This is a genomic window from Haloarcula sp. HT12 (genome assembly GCF_055271655.1).
The window spans coordinates 188,486-206,455 of sequence record NZ_JBUXKW010000005.1; the positions used below are offsets into that span (position 1 = coordinate 188,486).

General features: G+C 64.1%; 19 protein-coding genes. 10 read left to right on the forward strand and 9 right to left on the reverse strand.

Annotated elements, in window-relative coordinates:
* Nucleotides 1-13: 13 nt before the first annotated feature.
* A complete protein-coding gene (locus ACY9XZ_RS17310) occupies nt 14-1,927 on the reverse strand; it encodes a methyl-accepting chemotaxis protein (protein WP_463458275.1) in 1,914 nt (637 codons plus the stop codon).
* Between the two features lie 128 nt (nt 1,928-2,055).
* Here ACY9XZ_RS17310 and ACY9XZ_RS17315 point away from each other — a divergent pair, with 128 nt between their 5' ends.
* The 5 genes from ACY9XZ_RS17315 (at nt 2,056) to ACY9XZ_RS17335 (ending at nt 5,820) form a co-directional block, all read left to right on the forward strand.
* Nucleotides 2,056-2,544, forward strand: coding sequence for a COX15/CtaA family protein (locus ACY9XZ_RS17315; protein ID WP_463458276.1), 489 nt, complete (start codon nt 2,056-2,058; stop codon nt 2,542-2,544).
* Between the two features lie 64 nt (nt 2,545-2,608).
* Complete coding sequence (locus ACY9XZ_RS17320) at nt 2,609-3,409, forward strand: basic amino acid ABC transporter substrate-binding protein (RefSeq protein WP_463458277.1); 801 nt, start codon at nt 2,609-2,611, stop codon at nt 3,407-3,409.
* Between the two features lie 3 nt (nt 3,410-3,412).
* Nucleotides 3,413-4,093 carry an amino acid ABC transporter permease gene (locus tag ACY9XZ_RS17325; RefSeq protein ID WP_463458278.1) on the forward strand — a complete coding sequence of 227 codons (681 nt, stop codon included), beginning with the start codon at nt 3,413-3,415 and terminating at the stop codon, nt 4,091-4,093.
* Entirely contained in the window at nt 4,090-4,836 is a 747-nt protein-coding gene (locus ACY9XZ_RS17330) for an amino acid ABC transporter ATP-binding protein (protein ID WP_463458279.1), read from the forward strand. Before ACY9XZ_RS17325 ends, ACY9XZ_RS17330 begins: the two co-directional genes overlap by 4 nt.
* A 3-nt stretch (nt 4,837-4,839) precedes the next feature.
* Nucleotides 4,840-5,820 carry an amino acid ABC transporter permease gene (locus ACY9XZ_RS17335; protein WP_463458280.1) on the forward strand — a complete coding sequence of 327 codons (981 nt, stop codon included), beginning with the start codon at nt 4,840-4,842 and terminating at the stop codon, nt 5,818-5,820.
* Here the strand turns inward: ACY9XZ_RS17335 and ACY9XZ_RS17340 are convergent, their stop codons facing one another.
* Genes ACY9XZ_RS17340 through ACY9XZ_RS17350 form a run of 3 tightly spaced genes read right to left on the reverse strand, consistent with a single transcriptional unit; the run spans nt 5,821 to nt 8,005 of the window.
* Nucleotides 5,821-7,356 carry a replication factor C large subunit gene (locus ACY9XZ_RS17340; RefSeq protein ID WP_463458281.1) on the reverse strand — a complete coding sequence of 512 codons (1,536 nt, stop codon included), beginning with the start codon at nt 7,354-7,356 and terminating at the stop codon, nt 5,821-5,823.
* 43 nt (nt 7,357-7,399) lie between these two features.
* Entirely contained in the window at nt 7,400-7,774 is a 375-nt protein-coding gene (locus ACY9XZ_RS17345; protein WP_463458282.1) for a PIN domain-containing protein, read from the reverse strand.
* Complete coding sequence (locus ACY9XZ_RS17350) at nt 7,775-8,005, reverse strand: AbrB/MazE/SpoVT family DNA-binding domain-containing protein (RefSeq protein WP_463458283.1); 231 nt, start codon at nt 8,003-8,005, stop codon at nt 7,775-7,777. It lies immediately after the preceding gene.
* Nucleotides 8,006-8,163: 158 nt separating this feature from the next.
* Here ACY9XZ_RS17350 and ACY9XZ_RS17355 point away from each other — a divergent pair, with 158 nt between their 5' ends.
* The 3 genes from ACY9XZ_RS17355 to ACY9XZ_RS17365 are packed head-to-tail and all read left to right on the forward strand — an operon-like array spanning nt 8,164 to nt 10,097.
* Complete coding sequence (locus ACY9XZ_RS17355; protein ID WP_463458284.1) at nt 8,164-8,733, forward strand: hypothetical protein; 570 nt, start codon at nt 8,164-8,166, stop codon at nt 8,731-8,733.
* Between the two features lie 55 nt (nt 8,734-8,788).
* Entirely contained in the window at nt 8,789-9,337 is a 549-nt protein-coding gene (locus ACY9XZ_RS17360) for a type IV pilin domain-containing protein (protein ID WP_463458285.1), read from the forward strand.
* Nucleotides 9,338-9,389: 52 nt separating this feature from the next.
* Nucleotides 9,390-10,097 (forward strand): helix-turn-helix domain-containing protein, encoded by a 708-nt coding sequence (locus tag ACY9XZ_RS17365; protein ID WP_463458286.1) that lies wholly within the window; start codon nt 9,390-9,392, stop codon nt 10,095-10,097.
* 357 nt (nt 10,098-10,454) lie between these two features.
* On the opposite strand, the gene hmgB is transcribed toward ACY9XZ_RS17365, so the two are convergent.
* Nucleotides 10,455-11,792, reverse strand: coding sequence for a hydroxymethylglutaryl-CoA synthase (gene hmgB, locus ACY9XZ_RS17370; protein WP_463458287.1), 1,338 nt, complete (start codon nt 11,790-11,792; stop codon nt 10,455-10,457).
* Nucleotides 11,793-11,890: 98 nt separating this feature from the next.
* Nucleotides 11,891-12,577 (reverse strand): hypothetical protein, encoded by a 687-nt coding sequence (locus tag ACY9XZ_RS17375; protein WP_463458288.1) that lies wholly within the window; start codon nt 12,575-12,577, stop codon nt 11,891-11,893.
* Between the two features lie 182 nt (nt 12,578-12,759).
* On the opposite strand from ACY9XZ_RS17375, the gene ACY9XZ_RS17380 reads away from it, so the two are divergent.
* The gene (locus ACY9XZ_RS17380; protein WP_463458289.1) at nt 12,760-13,509 is read left to right on the forward strand and encodes a CAP domain-containing protein; all 750 of its coding nucleotides are present in this window, start codon (nt 12,760-12,762) and stop codon (nt 13,507-13,509) included.
* Between the two features lie 18 nt (nt 13,510-13,527).
* Here the strand turns inward: ACY9XZ_RS17380 and ACY9XZ_RS17385 are convergent, their stop codons facing one another.
* Both ACY9XZ_RS17385 and ACY9XZ_RS17390 read right to left on the reverse strand, forming a co-directional pair.
* Nucleotides 13,528-15,522 carry a COG1361 family protein gene (locus tag ACY9XZ_RS17385; protein ID WP_463458290.1) on the reverse strand — a complete coding sequence of 665 codons (1,995 nt, stop codon included), beginning with the start codon at nt 15,520-15,522 and terminating at the stop codon, nt 13,528-13,530.
* 46 nt (nt 15,523-15,568) lie between these two features.
* On the reverse strand, nt 15,569-16,150 hold the full coding sequence (locus ACY9XZ_RS17390; protein WP_463458291.1) for a DUF2150 family protein: 582 nt from the start codon (nt 16,148-16,150) through the stop codon (nt 15,569-15,571).
* A gap of 213 nt (nt 16,151-16,363) precedes the next feature.
* Here ACY9XZ_RS17390 and ACY9XZ_RS17395 point away from each other — a divergent pair, with 213 nt between their 5' ends.
* Complete coding sequence (locus ACY9XZ_RS17395; protein WP_463458292.1) at nt 16,364-16,672, forward strand: hypothetical protein; 309 nt, start codon at nt 16,364-16,366, stop codon at nt 16,670-16,672.
* A gap of 1 nt (nt 16,673) precedes the next feature.
* Here the strand turns inward: ACY9XZ_RS17395 and ACY9XZ_RS17400 are convergent, their stop codons facing one another.
* The gene (locus tag ACY9XZ_RS17400; protein WP_463458293.1) at nt 16,674-17,894 is read right to left on the reverse strand and encodes a mechanosensitive ion channel family protein; all 1,221 of its coding nucleotides are present in this window, start codon (nt 17,892-17,894) and stop codon (nt 16,674-16,676) included.
* Nucleotides 17,895-17,970: the final 76 nt, after the last annotated feature.

The window sequence follows — 17,970 nt, forward strand, 5'->3', positions numbered from 1 at the left end:
TGGTGTCCGTGAGTCAGTTGGAGTTCGTGAGTTCGCCGACACGGTCGGTCAACTCGGTGACCGCGTCCTCCTGTCTGTCGGTCGCTTCGACGATCTCCTTGGTCGCCGTCTCGGCCTCCCGGGCGTGGTCCTGTGCGTCCTCGACCATCGAAGTCACGTCCTCGATAGCGCTCGCCTGATCGTCGTTGGCGTCGGCGACTTCCTGGATGCCCCTCGTCGCTTCCTCGACGGCGTCGGAAATCTCGTCCAGCGCATCCAGCGCGTCCGCGATCTCGGATTCCGCGTGCTCGACCTGCTCGTGGGACGTCTCGACCATCTCGGCCGTCTCGGTCGCCTGGTCCTGAATGGTGTTGATACTCGTCGATATCTCGGAGGCGTACTCGCTCGTCTCGTTGGCGAGCGTCTTCACCTCGTCGGCCACGACGGCGAACCCGCTCCCGCTTTCGCCTGCCCGGGCCGCCTCGATGTTGGCGTTCAGCGCAAGCATGTTTGTCTGCTCTGCCACGTCGGCGATGATCTCGACGATCTCGCTGACTTCGTCCATCTGGTCGTCGAGGTCGGTGACGGTGTCGACGAGGTCTTCGCTCGTCTCGGTGAGGCCGTCGGTGACCTCCATGACTGTCTCGCCGGCGTCTGACCCGTCTTCGGCGGCATCCTTCGCCCGTTTCGCCGCCGACGCTACTTCGCTCGATGTCGCGGCGACTTCCTCCATCCCGGCCCCGATGTTCTGGATGTTGTCGGCCGCCGTCGAGAGCGAATCGGTCTGTTCGGCCACCCGGTTCTCGACGGTCTCGGCGGAGGAGTTCGCCTGCTCGATGGTCGCCGCGAGCTGCTGGGCTTGTTCGTCCACTTGGTCCGCCAACCCCTCGACCTGTTCGGCCATGTCGTTGAGCGAGCCGACGACCTCGTAGAGCTGGTCGTCGACGTACTCGCCGCCGTCGGTTCGGTCGAACGACGCCCGAGCGTCGAGTCGGCCGTTCTTGAGCGCGGCCATCGTCGATTTCACCTCTTCGACCAGACTCGTCACGGCTTCGTGGCGGTTCGCTTCGTCGGTCCGGTCCTGGACCATCTCGACCACGGCGATGAGTTCACCGTCGTCGTCGTAGATCGGTGCGGCACTGAACGAGATATTGCGTTCGTTCCCGTGCTGGTCGGCCATCACGCTCGTATCCCGATACAGCGTGAAGTCCTCGTCTTCGACCTTCGGCACGTCGTACTCCGTGTGGGTGGTCTCCGGTGCGTCGAGGACTTTGTCGGCGAGCGTCTTTCCGCGTCGGCCGTCCGGATAGAACGCCATGCTCGCCATCTCCATCTCCTGTGCCTCGGATTCGGAGACGCCGGTGAGGTCCTCCAGCGAACTGTTCCAGGTGAGAATGTCGCCGTTCGCATCCAGAATAAAGAGCGGCGTCCCGATGTGATGCAACACGTCGTGGTAGTTCAATCCCTCGCCTGAGCCGGAGCCCGGGTCGGACTCGTCAAAAGCATCGACGCCGGTCCGGGTAACGTACTGTGTCGTTTCCAGTCCCTCGTGGAGGTCTGCCTCGACAGAATCGATGGCGGCCTGTGCCTCCGGCCCGAGTTCGTCCCGGAGCTGGTCGAACGCACCTTTCACAAGCGATTCGGTGACGAACCCCTGGGTTGCGACGAACTCGCTCCGGCTGATTCCGGCGGCCTCGTACTCGCCGATCAGCGCCCGCAGTTCGTCGGGACCGAGCTCGAACTGTCGTTCGACGTGCTGAGTCCCGATTGTGGCGCTCTCGGGGTCGTCGAAGAGGTCTTCGAGCCGCGGCGAGTCCGGGTCGATGGCATCGGTCAGAAAGCGTGCCTGCCCGTCACTCGCGACGAGTCCTCCGTCCGCCCGTCTGGCCGCAGCGTCCGAAGATCGGGACCCCTGGCCGTAGATGTAGGTGCGGATCTGTTCGAACATAGGATAGCTATGTTACATTCCATAACACCTGCAGATAAAGATGACTCCAAGAATATCAGTAAAGATAATTGTACTCGTCGGCCAAGTGCGAAAAGAGAGCATAAGTACGTGCAACCGAAGCTCTAGGTATGACCACCCGTTTCCGCCGACTGGTGGCGACGACGACGGTGCTGACGTTCGCACTCATCCTGCTCGGCGTGTACACCGGTGCTATCGGTGCTGGACTTACCTGTGAGGCACGCTGGCCGTTCTGTGACGGCTGGATGGGGCTGTTCCCGGCGAACTGGGCGAGTTTCGTCGAGTGGTTCCACCGGCTCGTCGCGATGATTACCGGCTTCGCTATCCTCGGTTCGACACTCGCCGCGTGGCGCGGTGAGTACAGCCGGCGGATCAAGTTCGCAACCGCCATCGCCACGGTCGTGCTCCCGGTGCAGATCCTCCTCGGGGCGAACACCATCTTCAACTTCGGTGCCACGGCGCAGGTGCTCCACCACGGCGCTGCACAGCTCATCTTCGGGGCGATGGTCGCAGCGACGGCGTGGGCCTACACCGACACGGCGGAGTCGCCGTCGGTGCAATCGGCCGACAGCCAGCGCACGGCACGCGCTGACGATTGAACACGAGTACCACCCCTGTGGTTAACACGTAAGATATATTCCGGTCTGTCGTGTGGTCGAGATTATGTCAGACGACGGCCTTTCACGACGCCAGTATCTCTCCACCGTCGGTGGAACCGCAGTAACCGTCTCGCTCGCCGGCTGTTTCGGCGGCGGTGGCGGTGACGGTGACGACGGCACGACCGAAATCACTGCCGGCACCGCGCCCGGGTTCCCCCCGTTCGAGATGAAGCAGGACGGCGAACTCGTCGGGTTCGACATCGACCTGCTGGAGGCGGTCGTCGACGAAACCGACTACACACTGGCTGGCTGGGAGGAGTACGAGTTCAAGTCCCTGATTCCGGCGCTGACCAACGAGAACATCGACGTGGTCGCCGCCGGGATGACCATCAACGACGAGCGCGACGAGACCATCGATTTCACCGACCCGTACTACAGCTCGAACCAGGCCATTGTCGTTCGCGAAGACGGCGACTTCTCGCCGGAATCGCTGTCGGACCTCTCCGGCCGTCCAATCGGCGCACAGAAGGGGACGACCGGCGAGACGACGGTGCAGGACGAACTCATCGAACCGGGCAACCTCGACGAGTCGAACTACAACTCCTACGGCAACTACGTGCTGGCGGTCGAGGACCTCCAGAACGGCAACATCGACGCCGTGGTCATCGACGAGCCGGTCGCCCAGACCTTTGCCGCCCAGCGCCCGGTCACCATCGCCTTCGTCTACGAGACGGGCGAGAACTTCGGCTTCGGCGTCCGAGAGGGCGACGACGAGTTCACACAGGCGCTCAACGACGGCCTTGCCACGGTGCAGGACGGGAGCACCTACCAGGACCTGACGAACAAGTGGTTCGGCCAGCAGTAACCGATGCCACCCCTCCCGCTGCAGAGTGACTGGGCGTTCGTCGTCGGGAACCTCGACCTGCTGCTTGCCGGCACGGGTGTCACGGTCGGCCTGACAGTGGCGAGCATCCTGTTGGGTTTCCTGCTCGGGTTCCCGGCGGGAGCCGTCGAGGTGTACGGCCGCGGCCCGCTCAAACGCGCCGTCGAGACGGCCGGCGTCGTGCTCCGCGGAACGCCGCTGTTGGTCATCATCATCCTGCTGTTCTTCGGGCTCTCAGTGTCGAGTAGCGCCTTCGTGACCGCGACTATCGCACTGGGACTCCGGAGCGCCGCCTACCAGTCACAGATCTTCCGCGGCGCGCTCCAGAGCGTCGACGAGGGGCAACTGGAGGCCGCTCGCGCCGTCGGCATGGGACGGCTCCAGGCGATCCGACACGTGGTTGTCCCGCAGGCGCTCCGCCGGAGCGTTCCCGGCTTCCAAAACGAGTTCACCATCGTCCTGAAAGATACGAGCATCGCCATCGTCATCGGCCTCGGTGAACTCCTGACTGTCGGCCAGAACCTCTACCAGGGCGGTCAGAGCACCGCCGCGCTGGAGATTTTCCTGACTGTGAGCCTCATTTACTTCGTCCTCACGTTCGTGACGAACCGCTCGCTCGACCGCCTCGACGACCGCTTCAGCATCCCTGGAGGTGAGCGAGCGTGAGTGACCCGCTGCTCGAACTCGACGACGTGTACAAGTCCTACGGCGAGGAACAGGTGCTCTCCGGCGTCAGCTTCGAGATGGATGCCGGCGACGTCGACGTGGTCATCGGTCCCAGCGGCTCCGGAAAGTCGACGATGCTGCGCTGTGTCAACCGCCTCACCGAGATCGACGGCGGCGACATCTACCTCGACGGCGACTGCGTCACCGACGCCGACACCGACGTGAACGAACTCCGCAAGCAGGTCGGCATGGTGTTTCAGGACTTCAACCTCTTCGCCCATCTCACGGCGCTCGGGAACGTCACGCTCGGCCTGCGGAAAGTCCGCGGGATGGACAAAGCAGCGGCTCGGGAGAGAGGCTATGAACACCTCGAACAGGTCGGACTGTCGGACCAGGCCGACTCCTACCCGGCCGAACTCTCCGGCGGCCAGAAGCAGCGGGTCGGCATCGCCCGCGCGCTCGCGATGGACCCGAAGCTCCTGCTGTTCGACGAGCCGACCAGCGCGCTCGACCCCGAACTCGTCGGCGAAGTCGTCGAGGTGATGCGCGATCTCGCAGCCGAGGGCATCACGATGCTCGTCGTCAGCCACGAGATGGGGTTCGCACAGTCGGCCGCGTCGGATATCATCTTCCTCGACGACGGGCGCATCGTCGAGCACGGCCCGCCGGAACAGCTGTTCGAGAACCCGCAGGCGGCTCGCACCGGCGAGTTCCTCAGCCGTCTGACTCACGAGGGGGAGTGACCGATGGGGACGCCGGAGTCAACGACTGCCGGACGGACAATCCGGGCCCGCGCTGCCGGGCTGACCGACCAGCCGGTGACGCTGCTTACTGTCGCCGCCTTCTGGACGTGGCTCGTCGTACGGTGGACGAACGACTTCCTGCTTGACGGTGCGCTCATCGAGCGCGGCACGTCGTTTTTCCCGACGGCACCGTTCGAGGCAGCCGCAGCGGCGCTTGGCAGTCTCGCGGCGAGTCTCGGTCCGGTCGGGTTCCCCGTCGGCTGGGTCGCCGGCTTCTTCGAGTTCCTGGCGGCGTCGATTCCCTCCCTTCCGGTGCTGGCGACCGGCGTGTGGGCGACGATACTGCTGACGGTGCTGGGCATCGCGTTCGGGTTCGTTATCGCCGTCCCGCTCAGCGTGGCCCGCGTGTACGGCGGGGGTGCCACCCGCTCGGTCGCACTGGGATACACCGAACTGTTCCGTGGAACGCCGCTTTTGGCCCAGCTGTTCGTCCTCTACTTCGCGACGCCGCTGACGCAGTACATCCGTGAACTGCCTACCGTCGGGTCTGGATTCATCCCCGCTCAGGCGTTCTGGGTGGCTGTCATCGCGTTCACGCTCAACAGCGCGGCCTACCAGTCTGAGTACATCCGGTCGGCGCTGAACTCCGTCCCGGAGGGGCAACTCACCGCCGCGCGGGCCATCGGCCTCTCGAAGGTCGATGGCATCCGCCACGTCGTCCTGCCCCAGGGCCTGCGCTACGCGATTCCGGGCTGGTCGAACGAGCTGGTGTATCTCATCAAGTACTCGTCGCTGGCGAGTTTCATCACTGTCCGCGAGCTGTTCGAGCGGACCGACGCCATCGCCAGCGAGACCTACCGCTACACGGAGCTGTTCGTCCTCGCCGGCCTGCTGTACCTGGCGCTGGTCATCTCGGCGTCGCTCCTGATGGAGTACGTCGAAAGCCGGGTCGCGATTCCCGGCCTCGGCACGACCGGCCGGTGACTACATGAAATCCGAGAGGCCGGACTGCTGGTCGTCGTCCTCGGCCGCCTCGCTCGCTGATGCCGTCCCGTCGTCGGTAGTGGTGCCGTCACCGGCGGCGTCGGATTCAGCACCGTCGTCGGCCGCCAGGGTCACCTGCTGCTCGCCGCTCTCGTCGCCAGCGTCGCCACCAGCCTCGCTGTCGGCACCGCCGTCTGCCCCAGCCGCGCCGTCACCGCCTTCGACACTTGCCCCCTCGAACGCCCCACCGGAGTGTTCGACGGCGGCTTCCTCCTTGAGTGCCTCGGCGTCGGCGACGATGTCCTGGACCTTGTTCGTGTCCTTGCCCGATCCGGTGACGAAGGAAACGTGCTCGGCCTCCAGGTCGTAGGTCGCTGCCATCGCGACCGTTAGCTCGCGGTTCCGGCAGTGGTGAGTCATCGTCGAGAGGAACGGCATGATCTCCCGGCGGGCGGTCCGCATCGAGACGCCGTCGATTGCGGCGATCTGCTGGGCGACGTAGTCCCGGGTGTTTCGAGTCCCCTTGGACCGCCCGAGCTTCGACCAGTAGCTCGGCGGGCCATAGCGGGTCCAGCCGCCCTTGGTCCCGTCCCGCGCAGCAGCGACGCCGGCGGTCATGTTGTCGCCGGCGTAGCGCCAGAAGGAGTAGTTCTGGGTCTCTCGCACGCGGCCGAGCCACTGGTCAGCGTTTGAAAGGAACTCGTAGGCACGCACCAGTTCGGTCCCCTCGTAATCCTTGGGCATGTTGTCCTCGATCCAGTTGATGAGGTCGTCCGGCGTCTCGTCCACGTCGTAGCTGGCCTCCAGGGCCTCCTGCGCGCCGGCTTCCTTGAGTACCACGTCGAGGTACTCGAAGATGCCCTCGGTCGTGTCGCGCTCGCCGGTCACGACGTCGTCGGCGGTCAGCCGCTCCGTCGTCTCGGCGATGGCCTGGAGGTCCTTGACCGCACCGCGGAGGTCGCCGCTGTTCTGTTCGGCGAGTTCCTGCAGCGCGTCGGACTCGTACTCGACGCCCTCTTGGCGACAGAGGTCGCGGAGGACGGGGACGATGGAGCGGGGCGAGACGTCCCGGAACTCGATGTCCTGGCAGTTGTTCCGCAGGCCGTTCGACATCTCGTAGTACTCGTTGGCGATGAGAATCATCGGCTGGCTGGCCTCCTTCACGAGGGCGGTGATGGCCCGCGCCCCGCCCCGGTCGGCGTTGCCGTGGATGTTGTCCGCCTCGTCCATGATGACGAGTCGGCGGCCGCCACCGCCGGCGGTCAGGGTCCCGGACTTGGCGGCCTCGCCGGCCACCCGGTTGATGACGTCTTTCGTCCGGGAGTCGCTGGCGTTGAGTTCGATGGTCGGCCAGCCCATGTCGTTTGCCAGCGCGTGGGCAGCCGAGGTCTTCCCGATGCCTGGGGACCCGTGGAGGATGACCGCCTCGCGGTGGTCGTCCCACGTCTCCGCCCACTCCTTGAGTGCGTCGCGGGCCTTGTCGTTGCCCCGCACCTCCGACAGCGTCGTCGGGCGGTACTTCTCCGTCCAATCCATTGGCTCGTGGTTGGCGCGACCAGCGTTTAGGGATTGCGGAGCGCTATTCCTCGTCCACGGTCTTCAGGTCGAGATGCGGCGAAACAGACTCGTACGTCTCGTCGCTGGAGACGGTTGTATCGCCGTCGGATTCCACGAGATGGAGCGCGTCGAAGGGTGTGAAGCCGTGGTCCTCGACGTACGTCGCCGCTGCTACCACTGTGTCGACGTCGCCGCGCACCTCCACCAGCGCCGCAGCGTTCGTGACGACCCGCTCGGTATCGCGCTCCTCACGATAGGCCACCATGAGGAGTTCGATGAGCGTGAACTGTGATGTCCAGAGTTCGTCTCGGTGGTCTCGGTACACCGCCTCGGCGGCATCGCCTAACCAGTCCTCGTCCTTGATAAGCGCGAGCAGGAAATCAGTCTCGACGTACATTCAGCGACCGGCCTCGTCGAGTGCCGCGTCTCGACCTTCCGCACGGAGTTCGTCTGCTGTCTTTTCACTATTCCCGAACTCGTCTCGGAGGGCAGCAAGCGGGTCCGCCGCAACTGGAACCAGTTTGATCCCATCGTGGAGATCGACGATGTGGTAGCGGTCGCCGTAGCGCTCGCGCAACTCTTTCGGGAGCGTCAAGCGACCACGGTCGTCGAGCGTCGTTTCGGACATATATCAACTGACGGTGGGTATACCAAAGAAAATTCCCCTATAATGGTGTAAAACCCATCCTCATCCCGAAGTCTCCGCCGCTACTGTCGTCAATATCTGGTGATACCCCTGCGACAGCCAGAAGACATATCCCCGTTACTGGCCGCGGGCTAACCGTCATGAGTGACACAGCCCGTCAGAGCTACGCCGTCGGTGCCCTCGCCGGTGTCGCGGCGTTCGTTCTGACGTACGTCCTCGTCTACGCTCTGAGCATCTCCACCGTGCAGGACGCCCTGCTGACGAACATCGCCGAGTCGTTCGGCGACGACCGAGCGGCCTGGAAAATCGTCGGCTGGGTGTTTTTCAACGCCCAGTTCGTGACGACGACGATTACCGTCAACATCCCCTTCCTCGGTGGTACGTCAGCGGTCAACTTCATCGCCGAGAACGAGTCGCTGTCGCCGGTCTTGTACCTGCTCCCACCGGCAGTGCTGACGGCCGCAGGAATCGCGACGGCTCGTATCGACGGGACGACCGATATCAGCCGCGCGGTCCGTGTCGGTCCCGCTGTCGTCCTGGGCTACCTCCCGCTTGCGGCGCTCGGGGCGGTGCTGTTTACTGTCAGCGCCGGTGAGTCGGGACAGGGTGCGCCGACGCTGCTGACGGCAGTTGTCCTCGCCGGCATCGTCTACCCGGCTATTTTCGGAACCGTTGGGGCTGCAGTGGCAACCAAACTCGGGAACTCGTAACGGCCGGGGGCTGCTGAGGTTTTTGACAGAAGGCGGAACATAGAGCGAGACAGCAGTGGCTCCTCCAGTCTTCAGTGGCGACCGCCGCGGCGTCTCCCCAGTTATCGGTGTGGTACTCATGCTCGCCGTCACCGTCTTCCTTGCCGCCGTCGTCGGCAGCATCGTGATAGGGGCTGCCACCGAGAGACACGAACCGACGCCAACCGTCGCCCGCTCGACAGGCGATTTCGTGACTGGTCCCTCCGGGGGATGCGGCGACAACACGGTCCGGATTCGACACGCTGGCGGTGACCCGGTGCCGGCCGACGAACTGGCGATCGCTGTCGACCTCCCTGACACCGATGCCCGCCTCGTCGATCTGCCAGTTTCCGGGACGGCTCTGTCGGCGAGCAATACCGACGATCCGGACAACGTCGTCTATGACTACTGTGTCGGCGGTATCATCGCCAACGGCGGCCAGCGGTGGTCTGCGGGTCGAGCTATCACCTTCCAGCTCAACGCCGGCGGCGGCACCGTCGAACCGGGCGATAGCATCGAGGTACGCGTCGTTCACACCCCCTCGAACGGCGTCCTTGCTGCGGTCGAACTGACCGCTCGCCGGTAAGCGCCTGTGGTTCCGATACCCTTTTATTCGCGACCCTCCAGCGTGTGAACTAATGACAGGGGGCGCACGCGACGATCTCGCGGAAAAAATGGCGGGTGAGGTGGCACTGAGCGACGAGCCAGGGGCGACCCTGCGGAAGTGGCGCACTGACTTCGATGTCGCACAGACCGAACTCGCGGACGAACTCGACGTCTCCCCGTCCGTGGTCTCGGATTACGAGAGCGGCCGGCGTGACAACCCCGGTATCGGCGTCGTCAGGCGACTCGTCGTCGCCTTGCTCGACATCGACGAGGACCGCGGCGGCGACCACATCCGCCAGCACGCCCGCGTCCTCTCGGCCGGGTTCGACAGCGACGTTGTCCACGACCTCCGGGAGTACTCGGCCAACGTCGGCGTCGAGCGCGTCTACGACGCCATCGATGCCGAGGAACTGTTCCGCGGCAGCCAGGACACCGTAGCGGGCCACACCGTCATCAACTCCATCGCCGCCATCACGCGCCTCTCCTCGGACGAGTTCTACCAGCTATACGGCCAATCGACCAACCGCGCGCTCGTGTTCACCAACGTGACCCGCGGGGAGTCGCCGTTGGTCGCGCTCCGGGTCGTCTCGCCGACACCTAACGCTGTCATCCTCCACGGACTCGACGACGAGGCCGTCTGGGAGCACGCCCAGGACCTCGCCCGTATCGACGACTTCTCGCTGGCGATTACCGATATCGACCTGGAGGACCTGCTGGGCGGGCTTCGGAGTCTTCCCTGACTGTCGAGTGCACGGTCGTATTGACGCCTGTATCAAAAGTAACGCGCCCGCCGCTTCGGTTCGAGAGCCCTCGCTTCGTTCGCGCCCCTCGCTACTCCTCTACGGCTCCCTGCGGTCGCCGCTTCGGTTCGAGGTTCCCACTCGCGTTGCTCGTTCCGGACCTCGCTATTCTCGCGGCTGCGCCGCTCGTCGTGTACGAGACCCCTCGCTTCGCTCGGGCTCTCGCTATTCTCCACGGCTCCCTGCGGTCGCCGCTTCGGTTCGAGGGCCGCTCACCACGTTCGCGCCCCGCGCTGCTCACGGGTCACTGCGTTCCCCGTTCGCTGTTCGAGGACTCTCCCCCGGTCGAGTCCTCGCTTACTCCACGTACCGATACTTCCGCTCACCCATCCGGCCCCAGCCGTCGAAGGCGAACTCCGCCTCGGGGGCGGTGAACTCCTCGACGTCGGTCTCCGTCTCATGGTTGTGCACGTCGTGAACCTGTTCGTACTCCTCGAAAGAGAGGTCGTAGCGGTTCCGGATCTGTTCGTCGATGTCCAGTGCCGCGATCTCCTCCTCCCAGCCGGGCACGATAGTCTCTGCGTGGACCTCTGCCTGCGCGCCGGAACCGTAGGAGGCAACTAACAATCGGGCCTCGTCCAGATCCAGACCGTTCTCGCGGGCGTGTTTCAGCCCGGCGGCGCGTGCGATGTGGACGGAGCCGGTGTACCAGTTGCCGACCTCGCGAGAGATTTCCAGCGTCGGTTCGATGGCGCTGGCGTACCAGTCCTGGTAGCGTTCGGTTTCGGTAAGTGCGTCCGTGTACTCCTTGATGGCTGCGTGGAACTCGTCGTCGGTCTCGAAGTCCGAGCGCATGGGCTGGTGGCCGATTTCCTCGGCCATCAGGTCGCCCACGTCGGTGCCGCGGATGATGTGACGGTAGCCAAGCGCGGCGGCCTTCCGGACCATCCCCGGGAACGGCGTGTGGAACGGAATCATCTCGTAGTCGCCCGGGTGGATGTCGCCGGCCACCTCGGCGAAGTCTTCCAGCGCTTCGCGCATGCGAGCGAGGTAGACGTTCACCGAGCGCTTCCCGTCGACGGACGGGAACTGCTGATTGGGCTTGAGGAAGTCAGTCTCGTCGGCGCTGCCGTACCCCTGCTCGGTCGAGAGTTCGACCAGGTTCGGGTCCTCGTCGACGAGCATCGCCACCGCCCCGGCGCCCTGTGTCGCCTCGCCGGGGTCGTCGCGGGCGTACAGCGCGGTGTCGGTTGCGATGACCAGCGCCGCTCGACCGCGGTTTCGCCCGGCGCGGATCCAGTTGTACGCGTCGTCGAGGCTCTGGGTGCCGGAGATACAGGCGAACTTCCGCTCGCCCTTGTTGGCGTGGTGGAAGTTCTCGTCGTACACCTGTTCGAGACAGCCCGCGATGTACGTCGAGACGGGCTTTGAGTTGTCGAAGGCGCTCTCGGTCGCCACGTCGATGCGGCCGATGTCCTCGGGCGTCAGCCCCTTGCGCTCCATCAGCCGGTGGGCGGCGTTTGCCCCCATCGTGACGATGTCCTCGTACACGTCCGGGAACGACGACGCGCGCAGGCCGAGCCCCTTCGTGTACTTGCCCGGATCGTCCCCCTGGGCCGGCGCGAACGTCTCCGCGAGGTCGAGTTTGAGCTTCCCGGTCCAGATCTCCATGGCGTCGATACCGACTGCAGTCATGGGTCTAACGTCAGCACGGATGTATATGGGTTTGTCGACTGGTCTTTCGACGATTGACTAGTACTGTGCCGACGGGACGCGGGCATTTTGTGAGACAGCTATTCGCTGGTTGTCGGCGCCGTACTGAACGAGAAATCGACCATGCACTCGCCCTCGATAGCATCGTACGGTTCATCCGGTGACGGGACAGCACGTCCCCAGTCCGTGTTGTTGACTACGAGTCGGTACGTCCCCGGCGCAATAGTGATCCGGTTGTCGCGAATGTTCGTCTCGTGGAACCGCGACACTTCCCCGGCGTGCCGGGCGCGGTGGCGGCTCTGGAACGCACGGTACTCTTCTTCGGTGAACAGAATGACATCGACGGCCGGGCCACGGCGAACGATGAGGTCGTAGGTAAGCGTCGTCTGGCCGGTCGCCTCTATCGTGTAATCCTCGTACTCGTTTTCTTCCAATCGGAACGTCGTATCGACCGACCGCCGGTTCGGCTCGGGCGTCGGCGTCGCTGTCTCAGTTTCGACCTGGAGGCGTGCCGAGGTTTCCCCGGAGCTGTTCGTCTGTGCTGCCTCGGCGCGCTGTGTCGTCGGAGTGTTCGCCGGAGCGGCAGCGCTGTCCGCTGCCGGCGTCGAAGCGGTGCTGACACCGTCAGCTGTGGCGGGCCGCTGTGACGCTGTCGGTTCCGGGACGGGCGTCGTCTCGGACTCCCGTTCAGGTCGGTTCCCGAGACAGCCGGCAGAGAGCGCGACGAGCACCGAGACCCCGAAGCCGCGCCGCGACAGGTCACCCATACCTCAGCACACTCATCCACAGTAAAGATGTTTACGGGCAGGTTTTCGCCGCTGGTAATCGGAGCGCCGATTCTGTCCAAACATATTTGTGGAGAGAGAGCCGATTCTACGCCGTTCGAGCCAGTTCCGAGAGAAACTGTTATCCAGGTATCATATCTCGGAACGGCACATGGACACTTCACATGAACAGGTCGGTCATCACAGTCGGACTGGTGGTTCTGGCGGCGGTCAGTGTCTCGGCACTCTCCGGAGCGGCGGTCCAGGAGACGCTTGGAGCCTCCGCGACCGAGTCAACGCCGGCGGCGACCACGGACGCGTCGCCGGCAGCGACACCAGGCGCTGAGAGTGTATCGCCGACGACGCCGGATGCTGCGGATAGTACCACCGACGAAACGGAGCCAGCGAAAGCCATCGCGACGCCGGAGGCAACACAGACCACGCCGGCTGACCCGGCGACAGCTATCGATACGGCCCGCCTTGAAGCCCGGCTTGTGGCGGCGATCAACGACCGACGCGGCAACCCGGTCGCCAACGACGCCTTCGACGGCTCGCTCTCGAACGAGACGAAAACCGGACAGAAACTGTCAGCCATGGCCGGCACCCACAGCGAGCGAATGGCCGCACAGGGGTCGGCCTCCCCGATTGCGAACGGGTCAGACACGACGGACCGCTACGCGGCCGCCGGGCTGTCCGAGCAGTGTCGCCTCCGCCACGAGGGCAACGCGTACTTCCGGCCGGTGACCGACCTCGAACTGGTCACGAGCGTCGACCCCAACGGCGCGAACGCCACCCGGACGGCCAATGCCGTGGCCGACCACTGGTTCGACCTCTCCGGGCCCCGCGATACGCTGTATCTGGCGAACGCGAACCACATCGGCGTCGGTGCGGCGACCGCCGACGGCGTCGTCTACATTACGGTGAATCTCTGCTGATACCGTACAAAGTGGACGCTACGGAACCTCTTTGCGGATGGTGTCGGCGTTCCCTTCCGAGTCTACGACACGGAGCGCCACCATTGTGCCGGAGTCAACCTTTCTGTTCTGTACCGTCTGGCCGGTTGCATCATCAAAGATACCGTTTCCGTTGAGATCCCACTCGTACGCCACGATGTCTCCTTGCGGGTCACTGGACGGGCTGGCATCGAAGTCCCACTTGCCGTTCGATTCCGGTCCATTGGAGGTTATGATGAAGTCGGCGTTCGGTTGCTCGTTCGTGTTTGCGCCATCAGGGGTGACGGTGAACATCTTTGAGCCGGTGTCGCCGTTGGACCGCTCATAGGTCACCGTTATCGTGACACTCTCGCCGTTCATGTCTGTACGGCTTCCAGACCGTTCAAACTCGAACAAGTGGAACGTCGCGATCGATGTATCGAATAGTTCCGGGTTCGGGCCGTTCAGGTCACCGTCAGCGTCGATATCTACTGTTCGTGGGATGTTCGCACCTCCCCCGAAGTCGGTGTAGCCGTCAGTATCCGCTTCGATGTACAGCTCGTTCCGTTGAGGGGCCGGCGAGTAGTAGTTGCTGACGGTATCACTGAGATAGTCTATCTCGTCGTTGACGGGGTCTATCGCAACAGTCGTCATGATGATGTCCTCGCCTAACTCGTTGGTGACAGTAAATCGGACGCCACTGTCGGCGACACCATCTTTATTTACAGCAACTGCGTCCTCGTTGTAAATGAGCCCACTGCTGCCGGACCCGCCACCAGATCCCTGGCTCGCCTCGGTTACGGTAACCGGCACTGAGACGTCTTCGGGGGTCTCGCCGTCGAACGAACCGTTGATCTCATCGAGACTGAACTGAATGCTGTGTGTTCCGGTCGCCGTCGATTGGCTTGCCTCGTAGACGAACTCGACGCGACCGTCGCTATCGGAGGGCTCCGTGTCCGTCGTTAGTGACCCGGTGTTGCTCCCCTCAACCGACCCGTTGACATCAACGTCGCTTACTGGGTTGTTGTACGCGTCCCGGACCTCCAGGACGATTTCCTCGCTGGAGCCCCTTGAAACGCTGATACTGTCACTGTCGACAGTCGTGAGATACGCTTCGCTCTCGTCGGTAACGCGTGTTCCGACGCCCGCTTTCGCCATTTTTAGGCGGTACGTAGCCCCGCGCTCGAAGACGATTGTAACCCTGTTGAGCGAGCCCGGTCCCTCGGTTTCGGTAACGCTCGCGACGTACTTCTCGTTGGACTCGTCGCCTGGATTCGGGTCGATTTCCTCGTCGAGAAGTGTCTCCCACTCTGACGCCGGGAGCCGGGAGAGAAACGACACTGAGACGTTCGACGTGGCTGTCGCGTTCGTCACGCGGACCGTTCGGGACGACTGGGACTTCGGTTGCACGTCGACCGTAACCGAATCGCTCGCCGAACGACTCACCGACCCGTTGAGCGCGACGAGCGTGATGTCACGGCCGTCAACCATCGCCTGCTCCGAGCGTGTGACGTTCGCTTCACGGAACTGGTTGTAGACCACCGAGTGCTCGTAGACGGTCTCCGGGGCTCCACCGTAGACGTTGTACTCCGGCTTGTAGGCGATAGCGCCCGTGTTGTAGTGCCGCGGTGCGGTTCCGGTCCAGTAATCCGCCGTCTCGGGAGTGATCGCTTCGGCGTTGCGAACCGTCAGGTTCCGCGACTCGTTGGTAGTCCCATCCGTGTACAGCAGCCCCGACGGCGGCCCGGGATTCGTCGCCACCAGCCGACTCGGGTACCGCGTCCCCAACTGGATCGAGACGGCTTGCTGACTGGGCTGTCCCGGGACAGAGACGATGGCGTTGCGCAAGTCCTGCAGCTGCGTCTGGACCTGCTGGTTGTGGTTGAACTCCACTTCCCGGTTTTGCTCCGGCACGGCAAACGCCTGGTACGAGGAGAAGGCGATGATCAGCACGCCGAACAGCAGTACAGCCCCGATCTGGACTGACTGCGCGCGCTCATCGCCCGTGAAAGTCATGGCGATGAGTTGCGGAGACGGCGGTAAAAACCTGACTGCCGAATTATCAACTCTCGTCTTCTTCGACGACTTCGGGGTCGCTCATCGCCGTCTGGAGACTGTCGAGTCCGTTGACCCACTCGGAGACGAGCCCGTATTCGAGGTCCTCAGCGACCTCCATCGGGAGCTCCGACCCGCCGATGATCTGCGTGCCGGCCTGGACACAGTAGCCCAGCGCCGCGTCGAGGTCCTCGTCGGCCTCCGCGTCCGCGGCGGCCTCGATGTAGTCCACGATGGTCGCGTCGTCCGCGGCACCCTGAGCGACGAACTCCTCTGCGGCGTAGAACACGCACAGCAGCGAGGTCTGGACGCCGTCAATCAGCATTACGGTCTCCTCGTCGTCGATATCGATGTCGTCGAGAACGATCTCCCGGACGCCGGTAAGCTCGTCGAGCGTCGCCTCTTCGTCGAGCGGCCCGTCCTCGTAGTCCGTGAGGATCTTCGCGACCGCGATCGCGGCGTCGTCTTGTAGGTTCAACAGGAGCCGCGCCGAATCCTCGTCTTCAGGGTCGACGTCTTCTTCCTCGATGCGGTCTAGCCAGTTCTGCCAGCGTTCTTCGGTGTAATACTCCCCCGGCGGAGTGCTCATACCACTCCGTTCGTGCCGTTGGGGATAGTAGTTTCGACCGGCGACCGCTCCGCCGCGGAGCCGCTGTCGTTCAGCGCACCCGGAGAAGCACGCCCTCAGCGCTGGAAGCGACTGTTTCGTCGGATTCTCGGAACGTCTACGCACTCCAAACACGTATCATAGTCTCCGTCGAGGAACGCATTTTTATGTCAGACGAACATGTTATGTAATAGCATGTCACAGCGACAGCCGACGGCGATTGTCGGCGGACCGCTCGACCCGGCCGCAGTCGCCGCGCTGGCCGAACGTGTCGGTGCAGCGCTGGTCGCCGTGACGCTGCCGGTCGCCGTCGGCGCGTTCGCCGGGCTGGCCCTCGATGCCGGTTCGTTGCTGGCCGCGATTGACGTCGCGGCCGCCGCGATGAGCGGGCCACTGACCACGGGGTGGGGGCTGGCCTGGCTGTTCCACGTCAGCACGCTCGCAACGGCGGTTGGCTGCTGGCTCCTCGGACTGGGCCTCCTGCTCGACGGCCTCGATCTGTAGGTCAGCCGTCGCCGTCCGGGCGCATCTCCACGTGTTCCGGCGGCTGTTCGTCCGCCGCGTCCACCCGATTCGAGAGGGTCCGCTGGGGGAACGGGATCGAGATGTCCTCCTCGTCGAAGGTGGCTTTCACGCCCCGGACGACCGCCGAGACGGCGCGCCACTTCCGTGGCGGCGTCGGGTGGTCGATCCAGAACCGGAGTTCCATCACCACGGCGGAGTCCCCGAAGTCCTTCGGGACGACGTCCGGTGTCGGCGAATCGACGACGTGTTCGATGTCGGTCATTGCCTCGCGGGCGAGTTCCATCGCTCGTTCCAGGTCGGCGTCGTAGTCCACGCCGACGTCGACGGTGAGCCGCAACAGTCCCTTCCGGCTACGGTTGGTCACTGCCCGGTCGCTCACGCTGTCGTTGGGAATGATGACGAACTCGCCGTCGAAGTTCTCCAGGCGCGTGTTGAAGATGGTGATGTCAGTCACGATGCCCTCCTCCTCGCCGATGAGCACCCAGTCGCCGATGGTGAACGGCCGGGAGAACATCAACACGAAGCCGGCGATGAGCGACCCGAGCGTCTGTCGGGCGGCCAGACCGACGACGATACCGAGAAACCCAGCCCCGACGAGCAGGCCGCTGAGGTCGATGCCCCAGACGGCGAAGATCGTCGCGCCGATAGTGACGAATACGGTGACCTGGCCAAGTCGAAGGAGGATCTCCTCCTGGTGTTCGGTGAAACCGGTGACGGCCTGGCTGAACCGGCCGATCCACCGCTGCATCTGGTCGGACAGGACGAACGCCAGCATAACGAGAACGACCGTCTGTATCGTCGCCAGCACCGACTGATCGCTCCCGTCGAGGTACGGGCCGACCGTCTGGACGATATCGACCACCCCCCAGACGATGAGAAACGAGATGACGACGAGGACGACCATCGAGAACTGGGCGATCCGGAGGAACACGCCCCGTATCGTCGTCGGCGTGTAGTCGGCCATGACCTGCAGCCAGTCGCCGGTTCGGCTCGACGTGGCGGCCCGGAGCCGGGAGAGCGCCGCCGGAATCACGACGACGCTGAGAAGGAGCACGACAAGCAGGACGAGTGTCGCGACGAGTCGCCCCTGCGCCGCGGCCAGTTGTTCGAGCGACCGCTGTAACGCAGTAAAGAGTTCCAAAAGTCCCTCACCGGTGTCGTTGGCCGCTGGCGTGGGCGTGGCCGTCCCCTGCACAGCCACCTATCGCCGCCGTAGGAACTTGTGTCTTCGTCTTTGCGCGGCTGTACGGTACCTGACAGCGAAGCGAAAAAACGAC